General features: G+C 33.4%; 19 protein-coding genes. 16 read left to right on the forward strand and 3 right to left on the reverse strand.

Annotated features, from left to right (window positions below; genetic code table 11):
- The first annotated feature begins 43 nt into the window (after positions 1-43).
- From AC07SW_RS00215 to glyS, 3 genes are all read left to right on the forward strand, one after another.
- Complete coding sequence (locus AC07SW_RS00215) at positions 44-886, forward strand: class A sortase (protein WP_494632050.1); 843 nt, start codon at positions 44-46, stop codon at positions 884-886.
- Between the two features lie 390 nt (positions 887-1,276).
- Positions 1,277-2,179, forward strand: a complete 903-nt coding sequence (gene glyQ, locus AC07SW_RS00220; protein ID WP_034569858.1) for a glycine--tRNA ligase subunit alpha — start codon at positions 1,277-1,279, stop codon at positions 2,177-2,179.
- Position 2,180: 1 nt separating this feature from the next.
- Positions 2,181-4,265 carry a glycine--tRNA ligase subunit beta gene (gene glyS / locus AC07SW_RS00225; RefSeq protein ID WP_311780265.1) on the forward strand — a complete coding sequence of 695 codons (2,085 nt, stop codon included), beginning with the start codon at positions 2,181-2,183 and terminating at the stop codon, positions 4,263-4,265.
- Positions 4,266-4,317: 52 nt separating this feature from the next.
- Here glyS and AC07SW_RS00230 read toward each other — a convergent pair whose 3' ends face one another.
- From AC07SW_RS00230 to AC07SW_RS00240, 3 genes are all read right to left on the reverse strand, one after another.
- Positions 4,318-4,650: a hypothetical protein gene (locus tag AC07SW_RS00230; RefSeq protein ID WP_485400717.1), complete on the reverse strand. Its 333-nt coding sequence runs from the start codon at positions 4,648-4,650 to the stop codon at positions 4,318-4,320.
- A 14-nt stretch (positions 4,651-4,664) separates the two neighbouring features.
- Positions 4,665-5,183, reverse strand: a complete 519-nt coding sequence (locus tag AC07SW_RS00235) for a DUF5067 domain-containing protein (protein ID WP_494632051.1) — start codon at positions 5,181-5,183, stop codon at positions 4,665-4,667.
- A 95-nt stretch (positions 5,184-5,278) separates the two neighbouring features.
- The gene (locus AC07SW_RS00240; RefSeq protein WP_311907328.1) at positions 5,279-6,460 is read right to left on the reverse strand and encodes a serine/threonine-protein kinase; all 1,182 of its coding nucleotides are present in this window, start codon (positions 6,458-6,460) and stop codon (positions 5,279-5,281) included.
- Between the two features lie 137 nt (positions 6,461-6,597).
- Between AC07SW_RS00240 and AC07SW_RS00245 the strand changes: the two genes are divergently transcribed.
- From AC07SW_RS00245 to AC07SW_RS00305, 13 genes are all read left to right on the forward strand, one after another.
- Positions 6,598-7,023 (forward strand): XRE family transcriptional regulator, encoded by a 426-nt coding sequence (locus tag AC07SW_RS00245; RefSeq protein WP_236707200.1) that lies wholly within the window; start codon positions 6,598-6,600, stop codon positions 7,021-7,023.
- A 292-nt stretch (positions 7,024-7,315) separates the two neighbouring features.
- Positions 7,316-9,211, forward strand: coding sequence for a DNA primase (gene dnaG, locus AC07SW_RS00250; RefSeq protein WP_463684629.1), 1,896 nt, complete (start codon positions 7,316-7,318; stop codon positions 9,209-9,211).
- A gap of 40 nt (positions 9,212-9,251) precedes the next feature.
- Positions 9,252-10,370 carry an RNA polymerase sigma factor RpoD gene (gene rpoD / locus AC07SW_RS00255; protein ID WP_034569843.1) on the forward strand — a complete coding sequence of 373 codons (1,119 nt, stop codon included), beginning with the start codon at positions 9,252-9,254 and terminating at the stop codon, positions 10,368-10,370.
- A gap of 112 nt (positions 10,371-10,482) precedes the next feature.
- Complete coding sequence (locus tag AC07SW_RS00260) at positions 10,483-10,911, forward strand: PDZ domain-containing protein (protein ID WP_034569840.1); 429 nt, start codon at positions 10,483-10,485, stop codon at positions 10,909-10,911.
- Positions 10,912-10,939: 28 nt separating this feature from the next.
- Positions 10,940-11,173 (forward strand): hypothetical protein, encoded by a 234-nt coding sequence (locus AC07SW_RS00265; RefSeq protein ID WP_034569837.1) that lies wholly within the window; start codon positions 10,940-10,942, stop codon positions 11,171-11,173.
- A gap of 15 nt (positions 11,174-11,188) precedes the next feature.
- A complete protein-coding gene (locus AC07SW_RS00270) occupies positions 11,189-11,920 on the forward strand; it encodes a DUF1003 domain-containing protein (protein ID WP_119908011.1) in 732 nt (243 codons plus the stop codon).
- Positions 11,921-12,133: 213 nt separating this feature from the next.
- Entirely contained in the window at positions 12,134-12,700 is a 567-nt protein-coding gene (locus AC07SW_RS00275) for a hypothetical protein (protein WP_494632052.1), read from the forward strand.
- 32 nt (positions 12,701-12,732) lie between these two features.
- Positions 12,733-14,220 (forward strand): glucosaminidase domain-containing protein, encoded by a 1,488-nt coding sequence (locus tag AC07SW_RS00280; RefSeq protein WP_494632054.1) that lies wholly within the window; start codon positions 12,733-12,735, stop codon positions 14,218-14,220.
- Between the two features lie 353 nt (positions 14,221-14,573).
- Positions 14,574-15,275, forward strand: a complete 702-nt coding sequence (locus AC07SW_RS00285) for a tRNA (adenine(22)-N(1))-methyltransferase (protein ID WP_494632055.1) — start codon at positions 14,574-14,576, stop codon at positions 15,273-15,275.
- Positions 15,272-16,396, forward strand: coding sequence for a Nif3-like dinuclear metal center hexameric protein (locus AC07SW_RS00290; protein WP_034569822.1), 1,125 nt, complete (start codon positions 15,272-15,274; stop codon positions 16,394-16,396). Before AC07SW_RS00285 ends, AC07SW_RS00290 begins: the two co-directional genes overlap by 4 nt.
- Positions 16,397-16,421: 25 nt before the next feature.
- On the forward strand, positions 16,422-17,648 hold the full coding sequence (gene pepT, locus AC07SW_RS00295) for a peptidase T (protein WP_463684624.1): 1,227 nt from the start codon (positions 16,422-16,424) through the stop codon (positions 17,646-17,648).
- Positions 17,645-17,935 (forward strand): DUF1294 domain-containing protein, encoded by a 291-nt coding sequence (locus AC07SW_RS00300; RefSeq protein ID WP_463684622.1) that lies wholly within the window; start codon positions 17,645-17,647, stop codon positions 17,933-17,935. Before pepT ends, AC07SW_RS00300 begins: the two co-directional genes overlap by 4 nt.
- 32 nt (positions 17,936-17,967) lie before the next feature.
- The gene (locus AC07SW_RS00305) at positions 17,968-18,510 is read left to right on the forward strand and encodes a DUF1697 domain-containing protein (protein WP_135025323.1); all 543 of its coding nucleotides are present in this window, start codon (positions 17,968-17,970) and stop codon (positions 18,508-18,510) included.
- The last annotated feature ends 58 nt before the right edge of the window (positions 18,511-18,568 follow it).

An 18,568-nucleotide genomic window follows, 5' to 3' on the forward strand; every position in this document is an offset into this window, starting at 1 on the left:
AATCTGATACTCATTTTTGTTCGTTTTGGAGGAGAACATCTAATTGGGGAATATAGACAAAAAACAAAAAATAAATACTGTTGAAAAAACTAATTTTATTCTGATTAATTATCAAGTACCATCAAAAAAAGAACGACCTAATTATGAGTTGATTATTCAACCAACTAGTTTAAGAAAAAGAAAAAAAACATCTAATAAATGGCGCTACATAAGTATATTTTTAGCTGCATTAGCTCTTTTCGTTTCGTTAGGAAGCCAATTTTACTATAAAAAGGAAGCTGAAAAAACAAATGAACAGATTGCAATAGTAAAGGAAGAATTAGAAAAAAAACAGCAGGAAAAAAAACGAATAGCTGATACAAAACAAAAAAATAGTCAATCGAGCATTGAATTTACGTACCAACCTAAAGAGACATTTTTAGACGATTCAGATGATGAAGTTTATTTAGGTCAAGTATCGATACCTGAGGTTCACCTTCAATTGCCAGTTGTAAAAGGTGTTGGGGAAAAAAATCTTTATCGAGGGGCAGCTACTAATAAAATTGGACAGCTAATGGGGAAGGGAAATTATCCAATGGCCGCTCATAAAGTTCCTGGAGATGATACCTCTTTATTTGGTCCTTTATTTAATGTAAAAAAAGGCAATCGTATTTATTTACAAGATGATCAGTTTATTTACACGTATAAAGTCAATAACATAGAAATAGTGGCACCAGATAGAGTCGATATTTTAGATGATAGGCAAAATGAGACAATGATTACAATGTATACATGTAGCACAGATGCTGGTGTAGAGCGTTTAGTTGTCCAAGGAGAATTTGAAAAAAAGACAGAACTATCAAAAGTATCAAAAAAAGAGCAAGCAGCTTTTAGTGATAATAACTAATTTTTTTACACAAAGGCAATAAAAGATTGACAAATAGACTTGTTTAGCGCTATTATTAACATAACTTAATACGAAGCGTTGAGAGAAAAAAGTAGGGATTTTTAGCTAGCAAAGCGATTCTGGGAGAGTGAGAGCCAGAACTAGAGGAAATTGTGAAAGGCATTCTTGAGCTTGTTCAATGAAGATGCTAGCGATTGTGCTAGAATTAGGGTGGAACCGCGATATTAAATCGTCCCTATGTTAACAGAAAGTCTTGTTAACATAGGGACTTTTTTGTTGTATTTTTTTTAAAGGAGTTGAAAAGTACTTTTTAATTAAAAAAACTAAGTAAAACATCAATTAAAGATTTTTATGACTATGACTATAAACTATTAAAGGAGCACATCATTTATGAGTAAAAAATTAACAATCCAAGAGATGATTTTGACATTACAAAAATTTTGGTCTGAGCAAGGCTGTATGTTGATGCAATCGTATGATACTGAAAAAGGGGCAGGTACTATGAGCCCTTATACCTTTCTACGTGCTATTGGACCAGAACCATGGAACGCGGCCTATGTAGAGCCTTCAAGAAGACCAGCAGATGGTCGTTATGGAGAAAATCCTAATCGTCTATTTCAACATCATCAATTTCAAGTCGTAATGAAACCTTCCCCAGAAAATATTCAAGAATTGTATTTAGAAAGTTTGCAATTATTAGGAATTGATCCATTGGAACACGATATTCGTTTTGTTGAAGATAACTGGGAAAACCCATCAATGGGGTGTGCAGGTTTAGGCTGGGAAGTTTGGTTAGACGGAATGGAAATCACGCAATTCACTTATTTCCAACAAGTTGGCGGATTGGAATGCAAACCTGTCACTAGTGAAATCACATACGGAATCGAACGTTTAGCTTCGTACATTCAAGAAGTAGATAGTGTGTATGACTTAGAGTGGACTAACGGTGTAAAATATGGGGAAATTTTTATCGAACCAGAATATGAACATTCTAAATATGCTTTTGAAACGAGTAATCAAGAATTACTATTGAGTTTATTCGATGCATACGAAAAAGAAGCACAAGTCCAAATTGAAAATGGCTTGGTGCATCCAGCCTATGATTATGTTTTAAAATGTAGTCATACCTTTAACCTTTTAGATGCACGTGGAGCAGTCTCTGTAACAGAACGTGCGGGTTACTTGGCTCGTATTCGTAAAATGGCGCGTGCTTTAGCTAAAGCCTTTGTAGCAGAGCGTGAAAAATTAGGGTTCCCATTACTTCAAAAAGAAACAACAAAGGAGGCTAATTAAGATGGCGAAAGATTTATTACTAGAAATTGGATTAGAAGAGATGCCTGCTCAATATGTGTCTCCAAGCAGTGAGCAATTAGCAAAACGAGTGGCGGATTTTTTAACTGAAAACAAATTAGAATTCACTGAAATTAAACGTTTTTCAACACCTAGAAGATTAGCTGTAATTGTTAAAGATGTTGCAGATAAGCAAAAAGATATTAGCGAAGTTGTCAAAGGACCTGCTAAAAAAATTGCTCTTGATAGTGAAGGAAATTGGAGTAAGGCCGCGATGGGATTTGTTAAAGGACAAGGGTTATCCGTGGAAGATATTACGTTTAAAGAACTTAATGGCGTCGAATATGTTCATGTGGATAAATTTACAGCAGGCAAACCAGCAAAAGAAATTTTGGCCGGAATAGAAAAGGTCATTACTTCTATGACGTTTCCTGTAAGTATGCATTGGGCAAATCATAGTTTTAAATACATTCGTCCGATTCATTGGATTACAGTGATGCTAGACAATGAAATTATTCCATTTAAACTATTAGATATTGAAACAAGCAACACAAGCCGTGGTCATCGCTTTTTAGGAGATACAACGTCTTTTAATGGCGCTACTGACTATGAAGAAAAATTAAAAGAGCAATTTGTTGTTGCAAATAGTTCAACTCGTAAAGAAATGATTATGAAACAAATTGAAGAGATTGCGAAAGAAAAACAATGGCAAGTTAGTTTAGACAAAGAATTGTTAGAAGAAGTAACCAATTTAGTTGAGTATCCAACGGCTTTTTCTGGGCACTTTGATGAAAAATATCTAGCAATTCCAGAAGAAGTGCTAGTGACTTCAATGAAAGAACATCAACGTTACTTTGAAGTGCGTGATTTAGCTGGGAATTTACTTCCTCACTTTATTTCAGTTCGCAATGGAAATAGCAGTCATATTGAAAATGTCGCTAAAGGCAATGAAAAAGTGTTAACTGCTCGTTTAGATGATGGCGCCTTTTTCTATGAGGAAGACCAACAAATGACGATCAAAGATGCCGTTGAACGATTGAAAACAGTGACATTCCACGAAAAAATCGGAACCATGTTTGAAAAAATGGAACGTGTAGGCTATTTTGCTGAAACAATTGGGAAAATTGTCGGACTTACCCAGCAAGAATTAACTGAGTTAAAAAGAGCTAGTGAAATTTACAAATTTGATTTAGTCACAAACATGGTGGGTGAATTTCCTGAGTTGCAAGGAATTATGGGTGAAAAATATGCGTTGATGCAAGGCGAAGAACCTGCAGTTGCGACAGCGATTAGAGAGCATTATTTACCAATTTCAAGTGAAGGCGAGCTGCCACAATCTAATGTTGGTGCAGTTCTTGCGATTGCTGATAAATTAGATAGTGTTATGAGTTTCTTTGCAGTAGGTATGATTCCAACCGGGTCAAATGATCCTTATGCATTAAGAAGACAAGCCTATGGCGTGGTGCGGATTGTTGAAAATAAAGGCTGGTATTTCCCAATTGAAACCATCCGTTCAGAAATGATTACAGCTGCTACTCAGCATAAAGAAGAATTAAGCAAACGATTAGCTGAAAGTGCTCCTGAGGTAATTGATTTTATTAAAGCTAGAATGCGTCAGCATTTAATCGGATTGAATATGCGCCATGATGTAATTGAAGCAGTTTTAACTTCAAATCAAGAAGATTTAATTAAAATCACAGAAGCGGCTGCTGTTTTAGAAAAACATTTAACAGAACCAACGTTTAAACCAACAATTGAAGCGATGACTCGTGTGATGAATTTAGCGAAAAAAGGCAAAGAATTAGTTGCTCAAAAACACTTACAGATAGATCCAGCTTTATTTGAGACAGCATCAGAAACGACTCTTTTCAATGCTCTAAAAGAAGCTGAAGCGGCTTTTGAAGATAGTAATATGGAAGTAGACTATCAAACATTAGAATCATTACGTGCTAAAATTGAAGCATTCTTTGATGAAAATATGGTTATGGCAGATAATGAAGCGATTCGTAATAACCGTTTAGTTTTACTAATGAGTTTAGCAAATTTAGCCTTGTCATTTGCTAATGTAGATGAATTGATTGTAAAATAACACAAAAAAAGTAACGCAATTGCGTTACTTTTTTTTGTTTGAGCAGTAGACATTAAGCAATTTTTCGAATTTGAAAGAAAAGCAGAACTGCAAAGAGTAAGCTGATTGCGGACCAAATAACTAAATCTTTGTAGCTACCTGCTCCAATTAATCCTAATAAACCACCTAATAGATAGAAGACCATACTAAAAGTCAGCATGCCTTTTGCTCCTTTAGAAGCTAAAACTACGACACCTGCTGTTAACAAGATAAAAGACAGCAAAATGCCTACTGAACCACCTGTTTCTCCATTGTCAGAAAGTGTATTCGCAAGTCCAGCCATCAAAGATTGAAACCCGACGATAACACTGATAATAATGGATAAAATGCCAATTGTTTTTTTCAATTTTTACCCCTCGCTTACTGTAATGTAAATTCTTTTTTTAAGATATCTTTGCCGATGCCAAATGATTGTTTAACTTCAACACTAACTGGTGTCGTAGTATCTTGTAATTTATACGGAACTTTTACTACGATTGTAGCACCAGGTTGAATGTCGGTTGATTGATCGTTATAAACGTCTTCAGACATAATCGCACTTTCTAGAGCAATACCATTTTGAAAGACTTTTGCCTGAGTTGCTACCATAAACATGGCATTTTTATCACTATTATTTTTAAATTCATATTGAACAATTCCTACATCCGCGCCATTGTAATCTTGAGCTAGCGTAAAATCTTGAATAGCAACATAATACTTTCCTAAATCACCATTATCTGTTGGCCCCGTTGCTTCTTTTTTTGTAACTTGTTCAGTAGTAGGTTTTTCTTTTTCTTCTTTTTTAGTATCCGTTTTGGATGAGGAATCGCCACAAGCGACTGCAATTACTGCAACTCCTGCTACCATTAACCCAACAAGCACCTTTTTATTTTTTTTCATTTCGATCGACTCCTTTGTTATTTAGTCCGTCTGACAAGAACTATTATGCAAAAAAAAAAAACGAAAGTCTTATGCAAAAAGCATAGGCCGTCGTTTTATTTTGTTTGTGCTCTTGTTTCTAAGTATTCAGGTGAGTGAAAAGGTGTTGCAATTGATGTGAAGGCACTGTATAGTAAAATCCAAATAATAATAGCTAATAGAAATCCAGGTATTTTATGATAAATCTTTTTTGAGGATAAAAAAGGGATTTGACTTTGAATATCCATAAAATTAGTTGCAATGATTGTTGGCAAGACTACTAAAATATTTGTATCAATGGTAGCTAAAACTTTATCAAACCAAGTACCTGATGTCCAAGAAGAGACAATCGCTAACAGAACAATGAGGTACCAAACAATTGCAATAATACTTTTCCAATAATATCCTGTTCTAAAGCCAGGTACAACACTTAAAAATTTTGATAAAAAAGAAGGAGTAGCAGAGTTTTTTTTATCTTTAAATTGAGTAGTGTATTTTTTTACTGAAGGTGTCTTTTGTATTGAATTAGTCGAGTCATTTAGGTGGTTTAATTGATTTACAATAACAGTGTGCATTTCAGAAGCTGTTTGATAGCGATTTTGTGGATCCATTTTAGTGGCTTTAATTACCAATTCCTTTAAAAAGGGATTAGTTGTTAATTGTTCTTTTGGGAAAGCCTTTACGCTACAGACATTTAAAACAACACCAAGGGAATAAAGGTCGCTGCGTTCATCTGTTTCAGCAAAACCATATTGTTCTGGTGAGGCGAAACCAATTGTTCCTAAGTGAGTGGTATCGTTTTCCTTAGAACCATCATAGAAACGGATGGCATCGAAATCTACTAATTTAACAAGGCCATCGTTTGTAACCATAATATTAGAGGGTTTTATATCACGATGAATGATCTTTTTCTCATGCAAAATCATTAAGGCTTCTGTCACAGCCTTACCTAACTCTAAAATTAATTGGGTATCGGTTAATTGATTTTGTAACAGCAATTCATTTACGTTTTTTCCATGAATGTATTCTTCGTAAAGCCATAAATCTTGCTCTTTAGTGACAATTTCAAAAATTCTAGGTAAATTCGGATGATTAATTTCTTTCAATCGTTCTAAATTGGTTAATAGGCTGATATCATATTTTTTTTTAACTAAAAATTCTTTGGTGGCAATATTTCGCACTAAAATCGGGCTATTTTCTTTATGAGTCAAGGGTTCTAATTCTTTATAGTGAACCACGGAAGGTTCTTCATTCAGCATAATGTATGTCCGCTCCTTTAAATTCGGCAGTTCTCTTTTCTATTATAGCAAAAATTAACTGAATAAAAAGTCCTCTTTGCCATTTAAGTATTGTATACTAGTAGGAGGAAAGTTATAAAAAATGTGGAGTGATTGATTTGTTGGAAAAAGACACGGATCAGCTGATTCATTCATTGAAAAAAGCTGCTAATTTTAAAGTTGTCCTAAATGAGCAGCAAGAGTATTTAATTGCAGAAGACATTAAAACGCACTTAAATGAATGTTTAATTTTAAAAAATAAAAGCAAAGCAGCTGTCTTAAGAAGAGCTGAAATTACTGAAGCTACAGGCTATCAATATTTTGATGGGAAGCGCAAACCTTCCCGTGAGAAAATGATAGCTTTGGCGATTGGAATGGAGCTTACGCTAGATGAAACAGACTTATTGATGAAAAAAACAGGTTACGCAAAACTTTATCCTAAACATCAGTGGGATGCGGCAATTATTTATGGAATCACTCATCATTTATCAATCCAACAATTAGATGAGTTGCTTTTTGAGGAAAATTTAAGTACCTTCTTATAAACAAGTTTACATAATAAAAAACTTGTAAACAGAGAAGCTTTAGCGCAAGGTAAACTTATTTTTGATAAGTTTTTTATTATGTATTTAGATAGTTTTAGTAATTATAAAGAGTGAGGTTTAAATTGAAATTGAAATTTTAAACGTTGTTATAAAGGCTTTTTTATGCTACAATTAATTTCTTGTAGTAATATTTAAGAAGAATAAAAACAAGTCGTTTAAGTTAGTTATTTAATCGAAATAATAGAAGCGACTTTTAATAGTATATTTTTATCATGTAAACGAGGTGAACTACATGGCGATGATGATTCCTGATGAAGTAGTCAATCGAGTAAGGCAAGAAACAAATATTGTGGATGTTGTCAGTCAATATGTCCAATTAAAAAAAAGTGGTAAGAATTTATTTGGTTTCTGTCCATTCCATGATGAAAAGACACCTTCTTTTTCAGTTGCAGAAGAAAAGCAAATCTTTCATTGTTTTAGTTGTGGTAGAGGCGGTAATGTCTTTACTTTTTTAATGGAAGTAGAAGGATTATCTTTTCCTGAATCAGTATTTAAAACGGCTGAATTAAGTCATGTTAAGTTGGATGAAAGTTTAACAGCCCATAATTTTGGTGAACAAAAAACAGATTCCAAAAAAGAAAAACTAATTAAAGTCCATGTAGATACAGCTGAACTTTTTCATCATGTATTGCTGAATACTAAAGTCGGTGAAGAGGCTTTGCAATACTTGTTAGATCGAGGATTAACTAGAGAGTTAATAGAGACCTTTAATATTGGTTTTGCACCTGCTGAAAGAACCATGCTGTATCAGTATTTGTCTGGAAAAGAATACGATCAGACTTTGTTAAGTGAAACAGGTTTGTTTGTCGAACGGGATAACGGCGAATTATTAGATCGTTTTTACAATCGAATTATGTTTCCTATTCGAAATCAACAAGGTAAAACAATTGCTTTTTCTGGTCGGATTTTCAAAGTAGAGCCAACTGACGGGAAGGCAGCACCCAAATATTTGAATAGTCCAGAGACTTATTTATTTAATAAACGAAATGTGCTTTTTAACTATGATTTAGCGCGTGCGAATATTCGACGTGAAAAAGAAGTCATATTGTTTGAAGGTTTTATGGATGTTATTGCTTCCTGGGATGCAGGTGTTAAAAATGGCGTGGCTTCGATGGGAACCAGTTTGACTAATGAACAGATTCATATGCTGGATCGAGTAACAGACCATGTATTGATTGCGTATGATGGCGATAATGCAGGAATTGAAGCGACTAAAAGAGCAGTTGATTTATTATCAGAAGAGACCCATTTTGATTTAGATGTTCTCAGTTTAAATGAAGGACTTGATCCAGATGAATTTATTCATAAATATGGTGCAGCATCCTATAAAGAAATGCTGGCTCATGGGCGAGATACAGTTTTTGCTTTTAAAATGCGTTATTACCGAAAAGGGATTAATTTGCAAAATGAAAGCGAGCGATTAGCTTATATTGAAGTAATTTTAAATGAATTACTTACGATTACGTCAGCTGTTGAACGAGAAGTCTATTTAAAACAGCTCTCAGTAGAATTTGACATTTCATTAGATTCATTAAATACTCAGTACCATCAATTATACGAGCAAAAAAGAGCGAAAAAAAAGGTTGATAAAAAAGAGTATTACCCAGAACCACCAATGGAAATGGTTCATGGTTATCAAGAAGAGTATCCAGAACCGCCTTTACAAGTTCAATTGCACACTCAAAAACGTAAATTAAATGTGGTTGAAGTAGCTGAACGAAATTTATTGAATCGCTTATTTCATCACGAGGAAGCTTGGATTCGAGTACAAACTCAAAAAACAACGTTCAATTTTGTACATGAAGATTATGAAATGCTGTTTATTTTATTTGAAAATTTTAAAGAGACAGTTGATAACGATGTTACAATTGAAGCTTTTATTGATTTTGTGAAGGAACCCCACTTAAAAAATCTTTTAGTTGAAATTGAACTAATGGAATTAAGTGAAGAAGTTTCGACTGGAGAAATTGAAGATTATCTTGATATGATTGGACGGAAATCTTCCCTACAAGAACAAATTGCAAATAAAAATATTGAACTGATTGAAGCTAGTCGGATGGGCGATTCTGATAAAGCAAAACAATTATTAATGGAAATAACAAATCTGTCGCGATTATTAAAGCAGTAAACTTGAGTTATCATGTTGGATTTTAATTAGGAGGCTTTCGATGGCTAATGAAGAAGGAACAAAAAAACAAGAATTAAAAAAAGAAATCAAGTTATTAATCAAAGAAAATAAATTAAAGGGTTCAATACACTATGATGAGCTAGCAAAACAAATTGCATTGCCTTATAAATTAACTGTCACGCAAATCGACGACCTAATTATGGAAGTAGAAGATGGTGGCGTGAGTGTTGTTGGAGACGATGGTGGACCAACGGATCGACAATTGTTAGTCAGAGAAAAGAATAAAAAAGATGCTGAAATAAAAGATGATTTAATGGCGCCTCCAGGAGTGCAAATTAATGATCCTGTTCGGATGTATTTAAAAGAAATTGGTCGCGTGAAGCTACTTAGTGGGCAAGAAGAAGTTGATTTGGCTATCTTAATTGAAGAAGGAGACCAAGAAGCAAAACAGCGTTTAGCAGAAGCTAACTTGCGTCTAGTAGTTAGTATTGCCAAGCGTTATGTTGGAAGAGGAATGCAATTCCTAGATTTAATCCAAGAAGGAAATATGGGATTAATGAAAGCTGTTGAAAAATTTGACTATCAAAAAGGATTTAAATTTTCAACTTATGCTACTTGGTGGATTCGTCAGGCCATTACACGAGCGATTGCAGATCAAGCTAGAACCATTCGTATTCCAGTTCATATGGTAGAAACAATCAATAAATTAGTTCGCATTCAACGTCAATTGCATCAAGATTTAGGTCGTGAACCAACGCCAGAAGAAATTGGTGCTGAACTAGATTTACCGACAGATAAAGTACGTGAAATTTTAAAAATTGCTCAGGAGCCAGTTTCGCTAGAAACGCCTATTGGTGCAGAAGATGATTCACATCTAGGGGATTTCATTGAAGATCAAGACGCTACAAGTCCAGCAGCACATACCGATTTTGAACATCTTAAAGCGCAACTTGAAGATGTATTAGATACATTAACAGATCGTGAAGAAAATGTTCTGAGATTGCGTTTTGGACTTGATGATGGACGCACAAGAACACTAGAAGAAGTAGGGAAAGTGTTTGGTGTTACAAGAGAACGAATTCGTCAAATTGAAGCAAAAGCATTACGCAAATTACGTCATCCAAGTCGTTCAAAACAATTAAAAGACTTTTTAGAATAATTATACAAAATCTATCTAAGAAAATTTAGATAGGTTTTTTTTACCTTGTGAGTTGCATTTTTGTGTAATCTTTAAGATACTAGAGAAGAGAGAATGAGTTGGAGGGATAAAGATGAAAAAAATAAAAATAGCCGTATTCCTAACAGTCGCTATATTAGCGTTAACAGGATGTAAGCAAGCAACGAATGAATCAGAATCAAAAAAAAAGGAGTCCTCAACAACAGAGACAAAAAAAGAATCAATCGTCTATACGGCAGTTGTTAAAGAAGACGGAGCTGCTGAAAAGGGAGGAATTTTAGTAAAAGATATTACACCCGTAGATTCAAAAAATACGACACCTCCAGTTTTAACAAATGACGTTATATTGATTACAGATGGTACAAATCTGTTGAATGCAAAAACAAAAGAAAAAGTGGATATGATTGATGTTAAGAGTGGAATGACCGTGAAAATAACATTGGCTAAAGAACCTGTTTCTACGATGTCATTGCCTCCTCAAATTCCAGGAAAAGATGTTTATAAAATAGTAGTAGTTGAGTGATAGTATGATTGTAAAGGTGGGAAAAAGGATGACACACTGTTTAGTCACATTAAGTAATAATGAAAAAGTAACATTAATGATGTCTGAAAAAGAATTTTTTGAAAAAGTTTCAAATGGTGACGGTACACTTCATAGTCGATTAATTCGTTTTTATAATAATGAAGCACAGATTATTTATTTAAATCCAAGTCAGATTGTAAAGATTTCTTTTACCTCTAAAGAAGATACAAGTGCTTATAAAATTGATTTATCAAACTCATGAGAGGTGGGAAGAAAAATGGATAAAAAAGATCAACAATGTTTTGTTTGTCATAAAAAATATGCTTTAAATGAAGGAACTAAAATTCAAAACGTTGAAGAAAAACTTAAACAATTTATTCTAAAAGAGCACCCCACATTAACAGAAAAAGATTTTATATGTTATCATGATTTAGTGGAATATCGATTAAGTTCAATAGAAAAAATGATTCAAAATGATTCAAAAGAAATGGATTTATTAAATAGCAAAGTATTAACTAGCATTAAGGAAGGTCAAACAGTTTCAGAAAATATTAATCAGCAACTAAGTAGCAAATTAACTTTGGGACAAAGAGTAGCAGATTCGATTGCAAAATTTGGTGGTAGTTGGATTTTTATTTTTTCTTTTATTGGCGTTTTAGTTGTCTGGATTTTAATAAATTCAATCGCGCTATTCAAGCCAACCTTTGATCCCTACCCCTTTATATTGTTAAATCTAGTCTTATCTTGTTTAGCTGCAATTCAAGCGCCTGTTATTATGATGAGTCAAAATCGACAAGAGTCTCGTGATCGAGCACAATCAAATAGTGATTACCAAGTCAATTTAAAATCAGAAATAGAGATCCGACTGTTGCATGAAAAAATGGATTATATGCTAAACGAACAATGGCAACACTTACTTGAAATTCAAACTGTACAAGTAGATCTTTTAAACGAATTACATGACAGAATAGATGAACTTGAAAAATTTAAACCTCACAAACCTAAATAAACTTATTTTAGGTTTTTTTTTACGTTCAAAAGCGAAAAAATAAGAATAGAGATAATGTTCATTTTTTAAGGAATTATGGTATAATAAAGAAGGTATAATTTATAGGAATCATTAAAATAACTAACATTTCCATATCTTCGTGAATAAAAAAAGATACATAAAATTATATAAAACCTATGCTATAGAGTTTGTTAAAGGGAGTGGATAGTTAATATGCCAGATTTCTCGACAGATAAAATAACGCAATTAGAAAAAGAAAATCGCAAGGTAAGACGACAGTTAAAAAACGTCAACGAAAAATACAAATCTTTAAAATTAAAAAAAAATCAAATTGAAGCAGATAGTTACAAAGAAAAAGCCTTACCTGCACATTATCAAACGATTGAACAAGATTATTTAGAACTTCAAAAATTTGTTCAGCAGTTAACTCAAGAAAATCGTCAATTAAAAGAACAAAGTCATCTAACAAAGCATTCTAATACTATAGATTTAGAAAAAGAGCTTGAATTAAGCAAACAAAAAATTCAAGAACTTGAAAAACAAAATCAAAAAATGTACGAAGACTTAAGAAATTCAAAGGCTGAGATTGCGGAAGTGTTGATTGATGCAAAGAAAAGAGTAGGATGGAGTAGTTTTGATATAGAAAAACAGCCTAACCATTTGGAAGTACGGTTAAAAAAAGAGTTGTCAGATTTAACAGGAGAACTATTAAAATCAAAAGAACAGATAGATTCTTTAGTAACAAAGATGACAACAGCAATTGAATCAACATTACACTAGGTCGAACGTACTAATTAATAGGGGGAAGTAAAATGAAAAGTAGAAAAACAAGAATTTTAAAAGAAAAAAAAGAACAACAATTAAAAATAATCAAAAAAAGTTCTGGATTATTGAATACATCAATTGTTGTTGCTTCACTTGCATTGCCAAGTTTCTCGGTCTTAGCTAGTGCTGAAGAGAATGCATCCACAAGTCATCGAGCGATTGAAGAGATGATAGATCAATCATCATCATCACAATTAAACTCTTCTGATGAAAAAAATAATCTAGAAAAGGATATGCCTGAAATTTCAGAATCAGAACCAGAAACAACGGAACCAGTAGTCCCACCAGTTGAAGAACAGACTACTGAAAATCCTCAACCAAAACCTGTTGAACCTATTTCACCACCAGTTGAAGTAGTTCCACCAGTTGTAGTGACGCCAGCACCAAAAACAGAAGTTGAAACGACACGCCCATTCACAAAAGAAGAAGTTGTAAGTCAAAATATTATTGAAGTTCAAGCTCCGGAAGCAAATCGTGAAGAAGCTGAAAAAATTATGTTTGTTAAAAATCAATCAACTCAAGAATTTATTGATAAAATTTCAGAATCTGCTTCTGAAATTGGAGTAGAACAAGATTTATACGCTTCAGTAATGATTGCACAAGCTATTTTAGAAAGTGGTTCAGGAAATAGTTCACTCTCTAGTGAACCAAACCACAATTTATTTGGAATCAAGGGCACTTTTGAATTAGATTCTGTTGCAATGTTGACGTTAGAAGATGATGGCTCTGGTAATTACTACCAAATTACCGGTCAATTCAGAAAATACCCTTCTTATAAGGAATCATTAGAAGATTACGCTAAACTTCTAAAAGGGGGAACTTCATACAACGAAACTTTTTATGCAGGAACTTGGAAATCAAATACAACTTCTTATCGTGAGGCTACCCAATTTTTAACAGGAAAATATGCGACGGATACTCGTTATGCAGAGAAATTAAATCAATTAATTGAAACGTATGATTTAACTCAATTTGATGAGGGTGTAGTTAAAAAATCAGTTGAAAAAGAAGCTGACTTGATGCATACAATTGTCAAAGGCGATACATTGTGGGACATAGCTAATACTTATAATGTTTCTGTTGCAGAATTGATGGAATGGAATCAGTTAACATCAGATATTATATTTGTGAATCAAGAAATTATTGCTAAAAAAGGTGAGATGACTGAGGTACCTGTTGAACCAACAGAAGATGTAATAAATAAGGATGTCTCTAAATCAACTTCAGTTGAGGAAACGACTAAATTCCAACAAATTCAACAAGGTTCACTAGCATTTGATGAAACAGCATCATCTTTACGTTCTGACAAAAAAAGTGAAGCAACGGCAACTATCAATTATCAAGTAGTTGAGGGAGATTCTCTTCATAGTATTGCATTAAAACATCATGTTTCTCCAATTGAAATAAAAAAATGGAACGGAATGAAACAAAATCTATTATTTATCGGTCAACAATTAACCATTCATACTGTTTAAGTTGATTTAAATAAAATGAAATTCGTTAATAAAAGGCAAAGAAACTTACTTCTTTGTCTTTTTTTGTTGTATAACGATACTACAAGAAATGTTGACTCGGTAAGGATAAAAGAGTTCCTTCTAATTAGTAGCATCGGACTTTTAAAGTTATCTAAAAATTGTTAAATCAAATGATAAGTCAAAATAATCAAAAGCATTAAAACATACTCGTTGAAAGATCTCATTAAAGACGCGTAGAGAAAAATGATATCAATTCTTTATTTCTTGCAAAAACTTCTCACTTAAACTAGAAGAAAAATAAGTCAATTTGTTGTATAATGGAAAAGAAGCCTGAAAGGAATGATAGCGAATTTATGGATGAAAAACAATTATCGATGCGGTTAGCAAAAGCCGCTTCTTATGTACCTAAAAAAGCGAGATTAGCAGATATTGGTTCGGATCATGCCTATTTACCTTGCGCATTGACTTTAAATCAACAGATTGATTTTGCCATTGCCGGAGAAGTTGTAATCGGACCGTTTCAAACAGCCAAAGATCAAGTAGAACGATTAAATTTAACAAATAAAATAGATGTACGCTTAGGGAATGGCTTAGACGTATTAACGATAGAAGATGAAATTATGGCTATTACCATTTGTGGAATGGGAGGCTCATTAATTGCCTCTATTTTAGAAAATGGAGTTCAAAAAAACCAACTTTCAGGAAAAGAACGCTTAATTTTACAACCGAATATTGGGGAATACACTCTAAGAAACTGGTTGATGCATCATAGTTATGAAATTATTGCTGAAGAGTTAATTGAAGAAGATCAAAAAAAATATGAAATTATTGTTGCTGAAAAAAGTGAAAAAAAACAGAATTATAGTAATCAAGATTTAAAATACGGTGTCTTTTTAAAAAATACTCCTTCAGCTATTTTTATTGAAAAATGGAAGAGTGAATTAGAGAAGAGTCGGACAATTTTAGCAAGTTTAAAAAAATCATCAACGGACCAAAGTGAAAAAATTCAGCAAGTCGAAAGAGAAATCAAAGAAATCGAGGAGTTGATCCAATGAGCATAGTGACGGGAAAAGAATTTATAGCAAAATTTGAAGAATTTGCACCTATGGAATTAGCTGAAGCTGGAGATCCGGTAGGGTTACAAATTGGAACGTTAGATAAGCCAATCAAAAAAATACTGGTGACGTTAGACATCCGCCCAGAAGTAGTTGAAGAAGCTATTGAAAAAGGGGTTGATTTGATTTTTGCTCATCACCCCATTATGTTCAGAGCAGCTAAAAATTTAATTACAGACAATCCCCAAAATAAAATGTATGCAGATTTATTGAAACACAATATCGCAGTATATGGCGCTCATACCAATCTAGATGTAGCAACAAATGGATTAAATGACTGGTTGGGACAAGCAATTGGAATTAAAAATACAGAAATTATGCATATTACCAATCAAACAGGTTATAAAAAATTAGCTGTTTATGTTCCTAAGTCGGATGAAGAAAAAGTACGAGTGGCTTTAACTAAAGCAGGAGCAGGGAAAATTGGTCCTAATTACGAAAATTGTAGCTATACACTTGAAGGAACTGGAAGATTTACACCCATTAATGGTGCAATGCCTACAATTGGAACGTTAAATCAAACGGAAGAAGTTGAAGAAGCTCGAATTGAAGTGATTTTTCCTGAACACAAAACAGCTAAAATTGAACGAGCTTTATTTGAGAGCCATCCATACGAAGAACCAGGATATGATTTGTATACAATTGAAAATTTTGTAGATGCCTATGGATTAGGAAGAGTTGGAGATTTACCAGAACCTATTTCAGTGAATGATTTTTCAGAAAAAGTAAAAGCTATTTTTCAATTAGAGGGGTTACGACTTGTTACGACAGATCCTTCAAAAATGATTCAACGGGTGGCTATTTGTGGAGGAGACGCAGGCAAGTACTATCCAAGCGCTTTAAAAAAACAAGCAGATGTTTATATTACGGGAGATGTTTATTACCATACTGCTCATGATATGTTAGCTGATGGCTTGACAGTGATTGATCCAGGACATCATATTGAAAGTATTTGTAAAGAAGGATTAGCTGATCTATTTACTCAATGGAAAGTTAGCGAATCCTGGGAAATCGAAATTATTCAATCCAACTTAAATACCGATCCGTACCGTTTTAAATAAACCAAATTTGAGAGGAAGTTTTCTTATGTATAAAAATTTAGTGCCACGTTTTATAAGTTATGTTCAAACCGAAACTCGTTCAGATGAAACAAGTTCAACTGTCCCTTCAACTCAAACACAAGTAGAATTTGCAAAAGTTTTAGCAAAAGAGTTAAAAGAACTTGGCATGAGTGATGTTGCTTACAATGAGCAAAATGGTTTTGTAACAGCGACACTTCCAAGTAATAGCGAAAAAGAAGTCCCAACCATTGGATTTATTGCTCATATGGATACAGCAGACTTTAATGCTGAAAATGTTTCGCCACAATTTCATGAAAATTACGACGGTTCTGAAATTATTTTAAATGAGGTTGAAAACATTGTTCTTTCGCCAGTTGATTTTCCTAATTTAAAAAATTATCTTGGTCAAACATTGATTACAACAGATGGAACAACCCTACTAGGCGCTGATGATAAAGCAGGTATTGCTGAAATTATGACAGCAATGGAAATTTTAATCAAGGATCCTTCAATTCCACATGGTACAATTCGCGTGGCTTTTGGTCCAGATGAAGAAATAGGTGTTGGAGCAGATCGTTTTGATGTTGCTGGTTTTAATGCAGACTTTGCGTATACGATGGATGGCGGTCCAGTTGGTGAATTGGAATATGAAAGTTTTAATGCTGCACAAGCAATTGTGAAGATTCAAGGTAAAAATGTTCATCCAGGAACAGCTAAAAACACAATGGTTAATGCATTAAAAATTGCATTAGAATTTGATGCAGCGTTACCACAAAATGAAGTTCCTGAACAAACGGATGGGAGTGAAGGTTTCTATCATCTGTATGATTTAAATGGGGAAGTTGAAGAGGCCAAAATGGTCTACATTATTCGTGACCACGATCATGATAAATTTATAGCTCGTAAAGAAATGATTCAAAAAATAGCAGCGAAACTAAATGAGAAGTACAAGACAGAACGTGTAACAGTTGAGTTAAAAGATCAGTATTATAATATGAAAGATATTATTGAAAAAGATTTATCGATTGTTACTTTAGCGAAAACAGCAATGGAAAATCTTTCTATTAAACCAATTATTGAACCTATTCGTGGTGGAACAGATGGGTCAAAATTATCCTTTATGGGACTGCCAACACCAAATATTTTTGCAGGTGGCGAAAATTTCCACGGTCGATATGAATTTGTTGCAGTTGAAAGCATGGAGAAAGCGACAAATGTAATTGTTGAAATCGCTAAGTTAAATGCCCAATGATGATGGAAGATCGTTTAATCGCACTTCTCTATTTTGGATCGGTCAATGCAATTTTATTTGTTTTAATGGGCATTGATAAATACCGTGCAAAGAAAAAAATGTGGCGTATTCCTGAAAAAACATTGCTTTCATTTGGTATTTTAGGCGGCGGTTTAGGCGGTATTTTAGGAATGGTTCTCTTCCATCATAAAATCCGAGTGACAAAATTTAAAGTTATTTATTTATTAGGGTTAGTCCTAATGTTAGGTATGCTTTATTTTTTATTTGACCGTCCAATTTTTAGATAAGGGCTTTTGATTGAGTTTAAGGATGTGTTTTTTTGGAGAATTATGTCGTTTTATTACGAGGAATCAATGTCGGGAAATCTCATCAGCTTAAAATGAGCGATTTAAAAAAGATCCTTGAAATGCTGGGGTTCCAATCTGTGAAAACAGTTTTACGTAGCGGTAACGCAGTGATGAAAGGCGCGCCACAAGATGTAAATTTAATTGCTACAAAAATTGAAGAAAAATTAAAAACAATTGTTGATTTTCCTATTCCAGTTATTGTAATAACGGGAGAAACATTTATTCAGAATTTAGAAAAATGTTCCCTTTTTAAAGCAGAATTAGAAGAACAGAAAGAAATTCTTATTGTTTATAAAAAATCAGCTTTCGTTACGAGTGAGTTAGTCAATTTTAACTTTCCAAATGAACAATGGGAAATGATCAAAAATTGTTTAGTTATTCAAATTTATGGCAATCAGTTGTCTTCGCCCTTGTTAAAACAATTAACACCATATTTAAAAAAAGAACAAGCAACCATTCGCAACTGGCGAACTGTGACAAAATTAAGTGGATTACTGATTGAGTTAAAGACGTAGAATTTGTTTAGGATAAAAGGAAACGAGTGACTAATTTCCTTTTATCCTCTTTTTTAGA

It is taken from the genome of Carnobacterium sp. GW821-FHT04C06 (assembly GCF_059420345.1).

What these genes read in the sequence shown, in the direction of transcription:
- glyQ (WP_034569858.1), top strand. Translation starts at nt 1,277, where the DNA reads ATGAGTAAAAAATTAACAATCCAAGAGATGATTTTGACATTACAAAAA.
- glyS (WP_311780265.1), top strand. Translation starts at nt 2,181, where the DNA reads ATGGCGAAAGATTTATTACTAGAAATTGGATTAGAAGAGATGCCTGCT.
- AC07SW_RS00235 (WP_494632051.1), bottom strand. Translation starts at nt 5,183, where the DNA reads ATGAAAAAAAATAAAAAGGTGCTTGTTGGGTTAATGGTAGCAGGAGTT.
- AC07SW_RS00240 (WP_311907328.1), bottom strand. Translation starts at nt 6,460, where the DNA reads ATGCTGAATGAAGAACCTTCCGTGGTTCACTATAAAGAATTAGAACCC.
- dnaG (WP_463684629.1), top strand. Translation starts at nt 7,316, where the DNA reads ATGGCGATGATGATTCCTGATGAAGTAGTCAATCGAGTAAGGCAAGAA.
- rpoD (WP_034569843.1), top strand. Translation starts at nt 9,252, where the DNA reads ATGGCTAATGAAGAAGGAACAAAAAAACAAGAATTAAAAAAAGAAATC.
- AC07SW_RS00260 (WP_034569840.1), top strand. Translation starts at nt 10,483, where the DNA reads ATGAAAAAAATAAAAATAGCCGTATTCCTAACAGTCGCTATATTAGCG.
- AC07SW_RS00265 (WP_034569837.1), top strand. Translation starts at nt 10,940, where the DNA reads ATGACACACTGTTTAGTCACATTAAGTAATAATGAAAAAGTAACATTA.
- AC07SW_RS00270 (WP_119908011.1), top strand. Translation starts at nt 11,189, where the DNA reads ATGGATAAAAAAGATCAACAATGTTTTGTTTGTCATAAAAAATATGCT.
- AC07SW_RS00275 (WP_494632052.1), top strand. Translation starts at nt 12,134, where the DNA reads ATGCCAGATTTCTCGACAGATAAAATAACGCAATTAGAAAAAGAAAAT.
- AC07SW_RS00280 (WP_494632054.1), top strand. Translation starts at nt 12,733, where the DNA reads ATGAAAAGTAGAAAAACAAGAATTTTAAAAGAAAAAAAAGAACAACAA.
- AC07SW_RS00285 (WP_494632055.1), top strand. Translation starts at nt 14,574, where the DNA reads ATGGATGAAAAACAATTATCGATGCGGTTAGCAAAAGCCGCTTCTTAT.
- AC07SW_RS00290 (WP_034569822.1), top strand. Translation starts at nt 15,272, where the DNA reads ATGAGCATAGTGACGGGAAAAGAATTTATAGCAAAATTTGAAGAATTT.
- pepT (WP_463684624.1), top strand. Translation starts at nt 16,422, where the DNA reads ATGTATAAAAATTTAGTGCCACGTTTTATAAGTTATGTTCAAACCGAA.
- AC07SW_RS00300 (WP_463684622.1), top strand. Translation starts at nt 17,645, where the DNA reads ATGATGATGGAAGATCGTTTAATCGCACTTCTCTATTTTGGATCGGTC.